Genomic DNA, 9,310 nt, shown 5'->3' on the forward strand with positions numbered 1-9,310 from the left:
CCGGACGGGCCGGACGCGGGCGCTCACTCGCCCTTGATGAACTTCTCGAGCTCGGCGCGACCGATGTCGTCGGGCATCTGCACCGGCGGGGACTTCATCAGGTAGGTCGAGGCCGGGATGATCGGGCCGCCGATGCCGCGGTCCTTGGCGATCTTGGCGGCGCGGACGGCGTCGATGATGATGCCGGCGGAGTTCGGGGAGTCCCAGACCTCGAGCTTGTACTCGAGGTTGAGGGGGACGTCACCGAAGGCGCGACCCTCGAGGCGGACGTAGGCCCACTTGCGGTCGTCGAGCCACTCGACGTAGTCGGACGGGCCGATGTGGACGTTGCGGTCGCTGACCTTGTCGGCGAGCTCGCCCTTGAGGTTGGACGTCACGGCCTGGGTCTTGGAGACCTTCTTCGACTCCAGGCGCTCGCGCTCGAGCATGTTCTTGAAGTCCATGTTGCCGCCGACGTTGAGCTGGTAGGTGCGGTCCAGCGCCACGCCGCGGTCCTCGAACAGCTTGGCCATCACGCGGTGGGTGATGGTCGCGCCGACCTGGCTCTTGATGTCGTCGCCGACGATCGGGACGCCGGCGTCCTCGAACTTCTTGGCCCACTCGGGGTCGGAGGCGATGAAGACGGGGAGGGCGTTGACGAAGCCGACGCCCGCGTCGATCGCGCACTGGGCGTAGAACTTGTCGGCCTCCTCGGAGCCCACCGGGAGGTAGGACACCAGGACGTCGACCTCGGCGTCCTTGAGCGCCTGGACGACGTCGACGGGCTCGGCCGCCGACTCCTCGATGGTCGCCCGGTAGTACTTGCCCAGGCCGTCGAGCGTCGGGCCGCGCTGGACCTCGACACCGAGCGTCGGGACGTCGGCGATCTTGATGGTGTTGTTCTGGGACGCGTCGATCGCCTCGGAGAGGTCCTTGCCGACCTTCTTGTCGTCGACGTCGAACGCCGCGACGAACTGGACGTCCTTGACGTGGTAGTCACCGAAGACGACGTGCATGAGCCCCGGGACGGTCCCGGCCGGGTCCGCGTCCTTGTAGTACTCAACGCCCTGGACCAGGGAGGTGGCGCAGTTGCCCACTCCCACGATCCCTACTCGTACCGAACCCATGGGGCTCTCCTTCTCTCTACTGGGGGCTTGAACTCTTGCGTGTGCGTGATCTGGCGTGCTGCTGGTCGATCGGGTGCTCAGGTGGTGCCGGCGGTGTGGGGCGCCGGCGGCTCGTCGCCGCCGCGCTCGGCCCGGATCAGGTCGGAGAGCCAGCGGACCTCGCGCTCCACCGACTCCACGCCGTGGCGCTGCAGCTCGGCGGCGTAGCGGTCGACCTCGGCCTGGGTGCGCTCGAGCTCGCCCTGGACGCGAGCCAGGCGCTCCTGGAGCCGCGAGCGACGGCCTTCGAGCACCCGCAGCCGGATCTCCATGTCGGTCGAGGAGAAGAACGCGAACCGGATGTCGAAGTTGTCGTCCTCCCACGCGGTGGGACCGACCTCCGACATCAGTCGCTGGAAGTGCTCGTTGCCGGCCGGGGTGACCTCGTAGACGATCCGCGGTCGGCGGCTGGTCGGCGTCGCGGTGGCGGTCACCTCGGTGATGAGGTTCGCGCGCAGCATCTTCTTCAGCGCGGGGTAGAGAGAGCCGTAGGACAGCACGCGACCCCACCCGAGCATGAGGTTCAGCCGCTTGCGCAGCTCGTAGCCGTGCATGGGTCCCTCGTGCAGCAGCCCGAGGACTGCCAGCTCGATGGTGTCACCACGACGTGCCATGTGACCTATCGTACCGATATATCCGCCGGTGACGAATCAGCGATCCTGCGCAGCCCCCGTACTCTTGCCCGGTGACTGCGAAGAGGAGGCAGCCGGGCAAGGCCCAGACCCGGCGGCCCAAGCCCCGACGTACGCCGCGGCAGCGGGCGGCCAAGGTCGCCAAGGTCCTCGCCATCGTCGCCGCCGTCGGCGCGCTGGTCCTGACCGGGATCGTGGTGGTGCTCTACCAGGCCATCGACATCCCCGACGAGAACGAGGCCTTCCAGGCCCAGACGACCTTCGTCTACTACAAGGGCGGCGAGCAGCAGCTCGGCACCTACTACGAGGACCAGAACCGCGAGTCGATTCCGCTCGACGAGATGCCGCAGACCATGCAGGACGCCGTCGTGGCCGCCGAGAACCAGACGTTCTGGACCGACAAGGGCATCGACCCCAAGGGCATCCTGCGCGCCCTGTTCTCCAACGCCCGCGGCAACGCCCGCCAGGGTGCCTCGACCATCACGCAGCAGTACGTCAAGATCCTCTACCTGACGAGTGAGCAGAGCTACAAGCGCAAGATCAAGGAAGCGATCGTCTCGCTCAAGATCCAGCAGAAGCTCTCCAAGAAGGAAGTCCTCGAGGGCTACCTCAACACCATCTACTTCGGCCGCGGCGCCTACGGCATCCAGGCCGCCTCCAAGGCCTACTTCGGTCACCCGGCCTCCGAGCTCAACCTCCGCGAGTCGGCGGTCCTGGCGACCGTGCTGAACAACCCCACGAAGTACGACCCGGCCAACGGCAAGGAGGCCAAGGACGACCTCAAGGGCCGCTACCAGTACGTCCTGGACAGCATGGCCGAGCTCGGCTCGATCACCGCCGAGGAGCGCGACACCGCGCTCAAGCGGCTGCCGAAGTTCCCCAAGATCGCCACGCAGAGCCAGTTCGGCGGCCAGAAGGGCCACATGCTCGCCCTGGTCAAGCAGGAGCTGCTCACGCGCGGGATCGCCACGGAGGAGGAGATCGACGGCGGCGGCTTGCGGATCACCACCACCTTCGACCCCCAGGTGATGGCCGACATCGAGGAGGCCGTGCTCGAGCAGCGTCCCGACGCGGGCATGCCCGGCCCGGCCGGCAACAAGGACCTGCACGTCGGCGCGGCGACCGTCGACACCAGGACCGGTGAGCTGCTCGGCTTCTACGGCGGGCAGGACTACCTCCAGTCCCAGATCAACTGGGCGGTCGCCGGCGGCATGGCCGGCTCGACGATGAAGGCCGCCACCGACGTGGCCGCGATCCGCGACGGCTTCTCCCTCACCGACACCTTCGAGGGCAACAGCCCCATCGACATCGCCGGCACCGAGTTCGAGAATCAGGGCGACACGGACTACGGGTCCGCGGTCTCGATGATCACCGCGACCGAGAACTCCGTGAACACCGCCTTCGTCGACATGGTCGACTCGATGGACGACGGACCGCAGAAGGTGATCCAGGCGGCCGAGGACATGGGCATCCCCGGCAACGGCGGCGAGCGGTGGGGTATCCCGCGCAGGTCGAGCGACCTGCAGGAGAACGTCGGGGTCACCCTCGGCACGGCGCAGGTCAGCCCGATCAACATGGCCAACGCCTATGCCACGCTCGCCAACGGCGGCACGCGCAACGAGGTCCACGTCGTGCAGAAGGTCGTCAACAAGGACGGCGAGACCATCTACGACGCCCGTCCGGGCAAGAAGAAGACGGTCGACAGCGACATCGCCGCGGACGTGACGTACGCCCTGCAGCAGGTCGTGGAGCAGGGCTCGGGCACGGAGGCGCTGGCGCTCGCCCGCCCGGTGGCCGGCAAGACCGGCACGGCGACCAACGACGACGGCGGGGTCTCCTCGTCCTGGTTCGTGGGCACGACCCCGCAGGTCTCCACGGCGGTCATGTTCGTGCGCGGGCGCGGGCGTGAGTCCCTCGACGAGGTCCGCCCCGATGGCGCCGACCTGTGGCTGCCCACCAGCTCGGACGGCCGCTCGGGATACTTCGGCGGCAACTACCCGGCGAAGACCTGGACCTCGATCATGGAGCGCGTGATGGAGGGCAGGGAGGTCGAGGACTTCCCGGAGCCCGCCTACGTCGACGGCGACGCGCCCGAGGACGGCCACGAGTACACCCCGCCGCCGCCTCCGCCGCCCAAGCCGAGCAAGCCGACGAAGACCGCGACCGGCGGCGTGCCCACGGAGTCGCCCACCGAGACGCCGACCGAGACGCCGACCTCCACCCCGACGGAGACGCCGACGACCCCGGTGCCCACGGAGACGCCGACGACCCCGGTCCCGACCGAGACGCCGACGACCCCGGTCCCGACGTTGCCGACGGAGACCCCGACGACGCCGGCGCCGCGGTTCGAGCCGCGCCACCGCGTCCTCGACGCCCGGCCCTGAGCGCCGCGGTGGACCAGCACTCCGCGGCGGCCGGGGAGCCGGTCGAGGCACCGACCCGGACCGACCCGGTGGTGGCCTCGCTCTCCGAGGTGGTCGGCGGACCGGTGGGCGAGCACGCCGCCGGCCACCGCTGGTGGGACGCGCCCCGGGTGCTCCTCGGCGCGACGTCGGTGGTGCTGGCCGCAGGGATGCTGAGCAAGGGTGCCTGCGTGCCGTCGGGCTGGAGCGGGGAGAACCAGCCCTACGCCCAGCTGTGCTGGACGGGCCTCGCGGGCACGCCCGCCGACTCGACCGTGCCGCCGCACGTGACCACCTGGCTGGACAAGCTGGCCGGGTTGTTCCCGGGCTCGGGGACGGTCTCGACGACCGCGGGCCTGGCCGTGCTCCTGGCAGCGCTCGCCCTGCTCGCCACCGCGCTCCTCGTCCGCGTCGACGTACGCCGTCCGTGGGCCGCGGCCGGCTGGGCGATGTCCCCGGTCCTCCTGGTGAGCTGGCTCTCGTGGGAGCTGGTCGCCGCGGTCGGGGTGGCGGTGCTGCTCTGGGGGTGGACCACCGGTCGACCCTGGGTGGCCGGCGTCGGCGCCGGTGTCGGCGCCGCCTTCGCGCTCCCCGTCGCCGTGGCGTTCGTGGGCGTGGTGGCGGTGGGCGGCCGGCTCCGGGACCGGGTGAACGCGCTCGTCGCGGCAGCGGCGGCGTACGTCGTGGTGACGCTGCCCGGTCGTGGCCACGTCGAGGACCCCGACGTCGGCTCGACGTGGCTCTTCCTCCAGCAGGTCGGCGCGCCGACATCGCGCACCTTCCGGATGACCGGCTCGCTGGTGGTGCTGCTCGTGGCAGCCGCGGCGGCGGTCTGGGTGGTGCGCCGGGCGGGCCGGCCGACGGTGACCACGTGTGCCCGCGTCGGCCTGCTGATGATGGTGGCGGCACTGCTGGTGTCGCCGACCGCGCCACCGGAGCTCGCCCTCCTGGCCCTGCCCCTGGCGGCCGTCGCGGTGCCCCGGTGGCGGGACCTGCTGGTGTGGCAGGGCTGCCAGCTGGTCAGCTGGGCGATCACCGGCTGGTGGGTGGGCGACGCCCTGCTGCCGACCGTCACCGAGGACGCACGCCCGTACTGGCTCGCCATCCTGCTGCGCGTCGTCGGCCTGGTGTGGCTGGCGGTGGCGGTGCTGCGCGACGCGTCAGTCGATGACGACGCGGTCGAAGTCGGTCGCGGTGAACCGGACCCGGACGTCGATCTCCTCACCGACGCGGGGCACCCGCGCGCCTGAGGGCACGAACAGCATCGAGGCCTGCATGTGCGGCGGCTCGGCGAAGAGCCGCTGCTTGCCGTCGATGGAGAACGGCGAGCGGACGAAGCCGACCGCGTCGAGGCCACCGCGCGCCAGGGTGGCGGCGCGCGCCTTGAGCGACTGGTCGCCGGTCGGCGCCTCGAGGCCGATCCCGTGCGCGGTGCCGCCGCTGACGACGACGATGTGGCCGTGCTTGGGAGCGCTGCGCCCGCGGTAGCCGAAGGCGTCGCCGCGGTCGACCTCGTGCACGTCGAGCACGGTGGCGCGGGCCCTCAGCGCGCCGCGGTCGCCGAGCCACAGCTCGGTGCCGATCCGCGGGCGGACGGTGAAGTCGGGGTAGCTGCCGGTGAGGGTGGTGATCTCGGCATCGGTGAGGTGCGAGACGAAGACCGTGCGGGTCGGCAGGCCGGAGGCCACGACCTCGTTGAGCAGGCGGGTGACCTCGCCGAGGTGGGAGGTGGTGTTCAGCGGCAGGTGCATCGCCACGCCCCGCAGCCCGCTGCGCCCGGCACCCAGCGACGCGGCGGCCGCGGCCAGGTCGCGCCGGGTCATCCCGTGGCGCCGCATCGAGGTCAGCTGCTCGAGCACGAAGCGCGCAGACGGGTCGCGCTCGAGCAGCGCGGTGAGGTCCTCGGGCCGGCTGACGGTGTGGATGACGCGCCGGGCGGTGCGCTCGTCGAGGTCGAGCGCGGCTCCGAAGGGCCGCCACGGCGTGAGCACCAGGAGGTCGCCGTCGAACCGCGCGGCGGCCTCGCCCAGCTCGTCGTACGTGCCCACCGACAGCAGGTCGAGCGGCGCCCCCGTCTCGGCGGCGTGCTCGGCGAGCCACTGCGCGCGCCGGGCGAGCCGCCCGAGGGTCAGGCCGTAGCCGTTGCCCTTGGCGACCGGGACGATGCCCGGGAACTTCGTCGCGGTCGCGAGCAGGTGGCTGCGCCACCGCTCGCCGTCGACAGTCAGGGTCAGGCTCACGCGCCCGTCACCCTCTCCGGGCGAGGTAGAGCTGGAAGGCCTTGTAGATCGCGCGGTTGACCGGCAGGTCCCACTCGCCGGCGTGCTCCACGGCCTGGCCGCCGGTGCCGACCTTGAACTGGATCAGGCCGACGTGCGGGTCGTCGGAGTCGAGCGTCTCGGTGATGCCGCGCAGGTCGTAGACGTGGGCGCCGGCCTCGAGGGCGTGGCGGATCATCGCCCACTGCACGGCGTTGGATCCGCGCACCTCGCGCTTCTCGGTCGAGGACGCTCCGTAGGAGTACCAGGCGTGGGTGCCGACGCGGATCGCGATGGTCGCGGCGACCAGGTCGCCCTCGTGGCGGGCCAGCCAGAGCTGGATCCGGTCGGGGTCCTCGGCGGCCAGTGCGTCGTACATCGTCTCGAAGTACGACAGCGGGCGCGGGGTGAAGTGGTCGCGCTCGGCGGTGTGGGCGTAGAGGTCGTGGAACGCCTTGAGGTCGGTCGCGTCGCCGCGGACGACCTCGACCCCGGACTTGTCCGCCTTCTTGATGTTGCGGCGCCAGAGCTGGTTCATGCCCTTGAGGACGTCGTCCTCCGAGCGCGGCGTGCCCTCGGCGTCGACGAGCGGGATCTGGAAGTTGAACTGCGGCTGCCCGGCCGAGAAGCCGCCCTCGGCGGCCTGGTGCTGCCAGCCGAGCTCGTGGAGCTGCGCGATCACGCGGGCACCCTCCTGCGAGCGCTCGAGCGGGGGGACGTCGCCGAGCGAGCGCACCGCGTCGTCCGCGATGCCGGCCTTGACCTGCTCGGCAGACCACCGGCGGGTGACCACGGGCGGGCCCATCCGCACGGCGAAGGCGCCCTGCTGCTTGAGGTGGGCGACCATCGGCGTCAGCCACGCCTGGAGGTCGTCGCCGGACCAGTCGATGACCGGGCCCTCGGGCAGGTAGGCGAGGTAGCGCCGCACCTTCGGCAGCTGGCGGTAGAGCACCAGCCCGACGCCGACGAGCTCGGCGCCGCGGTGCCAGCCGATCGACTCGCTGCGCCAGTCCGACTTCACCCTCGCCCACGCGGGCGTCTGGAGGAAGCTGGCCGACGACCGTCGCGCGATGAACTCGCGGTGCTCCTGCGCGGTGATCGGGCGGAGCGAGAGGGGCGTCGTCACCTCCGAGACATTACAAGGGACCAGACACGACCCCCGTACGTGTCTGGTCCCCTCGTGTCTACAGACGCAGGAGAGGCGGGTTTGGTTGCGTCGCCGGCGGAAGTTTCTCGACGGGCCCCGATGCAGCCGACGACAGGCCGTCCCACCCCGAAGGGCGGGAGAGCGGCACCTGCTGCGTAGCCCGGTGGCCGCGTCGTCGTTCCGGCAGACGAGGGAGGAATGCCGACCGTCGCTCGGGAGCCGGTCCCAGATTCCACTCGAAGCACCCCAGGAGGCACACCCGCGCCTCCGGAGCCGTACGGACCGACGCCACCGCGTCGTCTCGTCATCGAGGAGATCTCATGAACCGCCAGCAGCAGGACCCCCACCGCATCTCCGGCGCTCCGCGTCTCGCCGTCGCCGCCCTCCTCGGCCTCGGGGCCGTCACCCTCGGCGCCGCTCCCGCCGTCGCCGATCCCGGCAACGGGCAGGGCCAGGGCCAGGTCAACGCCCCGGCCACGGCCGGCCAGACCGCCGCGCCCGGCCAGACCGCTGCGCCCGGCCAGTCGTCGGCCCCCGGCCAGTCGGGCGCGCCGGGCAGTGGGCATGGCAACGGCCATGGCAACGGCCATGGCAACGGCCATGGCAACGGCCATGGCAACGGCCATGGCAACGGCCATGGCAACGGCAACGGCAACGGCAACGGCAACGGCCATGGCAACGGCCATGGCAACGGCAACGGCAACGGCAACGGCAACGGCAACGGCAACGGCAACGGCAACGGCAACGGCAACGGGAACAAGCACGGGAGCAAGCACCCGAGCAACGGGAACCAGGACGGCAACCGCCCCGGTCGCGGTGCCGGGTCCGGTGGGGATGACCACGCCACGGGCAACGGCGGCACGGGCGGGAAGGGCGGCGACGCCGGCCAGCCCACCGGCGGCTCCAGCGACCCCGGTGGCAACAACGGGACCGTGAAGATCGCACCGCTCGGCGAGATCGACCGCATCCCCGACAACACCCCGCACGTGGGGTGCGCCTTCGAGGTCGAGTGGTACGGCTTCGACGCGGGGGCGGACGTCGTCTCGACCGTCACCTTCGCCGAGCAGGCTCCCACGACCGGCGTGGGCATGACGGTGTCCGGCCCGTCGCAGGTCTTCGTCGGCGGCGACCCGGCGTCCGGAGCCGGTACCCCGACGGGGCTCGACGGCCGCGAGACGTACACGCTGTCCTTCACCGGCGCCCCGCACCCCCAGCAGGGCTATCACGTGCGTCTCACCGTCGCCACGCCTCGCTCGCACGGCAACGACACCAAGACCAAGGTCTTCTGGGTGGAGGGATGCGAGGACGTGACCCCGCAGACCAGTCAGACCGGCCAGACGGGCCAGACGGGCCAGACGGGCCAGACGGGCCAGACGGGCCAGGGCACGACCGGCTCGCAGCCGTCCTCAGGTGAGCACGGTCAACAGGGCTCGCCGAGCGCGGAGGTGGCGCCGGCGCACGCCCAGGCCGGGACGGCGCACCAGCCGCAGGGCCAGGCGTCCACCCAGCCGTCGGATGCCGAGGTGCTCGGGGTGCAGGCGTTCGGCCAGTCCGAGGTGACGGCCGCGCAGCCACTCCTGCCGACCTCCGTCAACGCGGGTGTGGACGGCTCCGTGCCCATGTCGGCGACGCACCAGCTGCTCGGCCTGCTCCTCGTCCTGCTCGGCGGCGTCGCCGGACGGGTGGCGTGGGTGCGGGCGCGTGGCTGATGCCTCGCGCCGCCGGC

Annotated in this window: 7 protein-coding genes; 3 read left to right on the forward strand and 4 right to left on the reverse strand. The window is 71.5% G+C overall.

Annotated elements, in window-relative coordinates; genetic code table 11:
* Positions 1-23 precede the first annotated feature (23 nt).
* Positions 24-1,106 carry an inositol-3-phosphate synthase gene (locus Q9S36_RS37665; RefSeq protein WP_311289883.1) on the reverse strand — a complete coding sequence of 361 codons (1,083 nt, stop codon included), beginning with the start codon at positions 1,104-1,106 and terminating at the stop codon, positions 24-26.
* Between the two features lie 77 nt (positions 1,107-1,183).
* Positions 1,184-1,759: a PadR family transcriptional regulator gene (locus Q9S36_RS37670; RefSeq protein ID WP_311289884.1), complete on the reverse strand. Its 576-nt coding sequence runs from the start codon at positions 1,757-1,759 to the stop codon at positions 1,184-1,186.
* 71 nt (positions 1,760-1,830) lie between these two features.
* On the opposite strand from Q9S36_RS37670, the gene Q9S36_RS37675 reads away from it, so the two are divergent.
* A complete protein-coding gene (locus Q9S36_RS37675; protein WP_311289885.1) occupies positions 1,831-4,161 on the forward strand; it encodes a transglycosylase domain-containing protein in 2,331 nt (776 codons plus the stop codon).
* 8 nt (positions 4,162-4,169) lie between these two features.
* Positions 4,170-5,429, forward strand: coding sequence for a hypothetical protein (locus tag Q9S36_RS37680; protein ID WP_311289886.1), 1,260 nt, complete (start codon positions 4,170-4,172; stop codon positions 5,427-5,429).
* Here the strand turns inward: Q9S36_RS37680 and Q9S36_RS37685 are convergent.
* Both Q9S36_RS37685 and Q9S36_RS37690 read right to left on the reverse strand, forming a co-directional pair.
* Positions 5,340-6,419: an alanine racemase gene (locus Q9S36_RS37685; RefSeq protein ID WP_311289887.1), complete on the reverse strand. Its 1,080-nt coding sequence runs from the start codon at positions 6,417-6,419 to the stop codon at positions 5,340-5,342. The two genes, Q9S36_RS37680 and Q9S36_RS37685, sit on opposite strands and share 90 nt — an antisense overlap.
* A gap of 7 nt (positions 6,420-6,426) precedes the next feature.
* Positions 6,427-7,563, reverse strand: a complete 1,137-nt coding sequence (locus tag Q9S36_RS37690; RefSeq protein WP_311289888.1) for a peptidoglycan bridge formation glycyltransferase FemA/FemB family protein — start codon at positions 7,561-7,563, stop codon at positions 6,427-6,429.
* 341 nt (positions 7,564-7,904) lie between these two features.
* Between Q9S36_RS37690 and Q9S36_RS37695 the strand changes: the two genes are divergently transcribed.
* Entirely contained in the window at positions 7,905-9,293 is a 1,389-nt protein-coding gene (locus Q9S36_RS37695) for a hypothetical protein (RefSeq protein WP_311289889.1), read from the forward strand.
* Positions 9,294-9,310: the final 17 nt, after the last annotated feature.

The organism is Microbacterium sp. ARD31 (assembly GCF_031844425.1).

Coding starts and splice junctions, on each gene's coding strand:
- Q9S36_RS37665 (WP_311289883.1), bottom strand. CDS start 1,106: ATGGGTTCGGTACGAGTAGGGATCGTGGGAGTGGGCAACTGCGCCACC.
- Q9S36_RS37670 (WP_311289884.1), bottom strand. CDS start 1,759: ATGGCACGTCGTGGTGACACCATCGAGCTGGCAGTCCTCGGGCTGCTG.
- Q9S36_RS37695 (WP_311289889.1), top strand. CDS start 7,905: ATGAACCGCCAGCAGCAGGACCCCCACCGCATCTCCGGCGCTCCGCGT.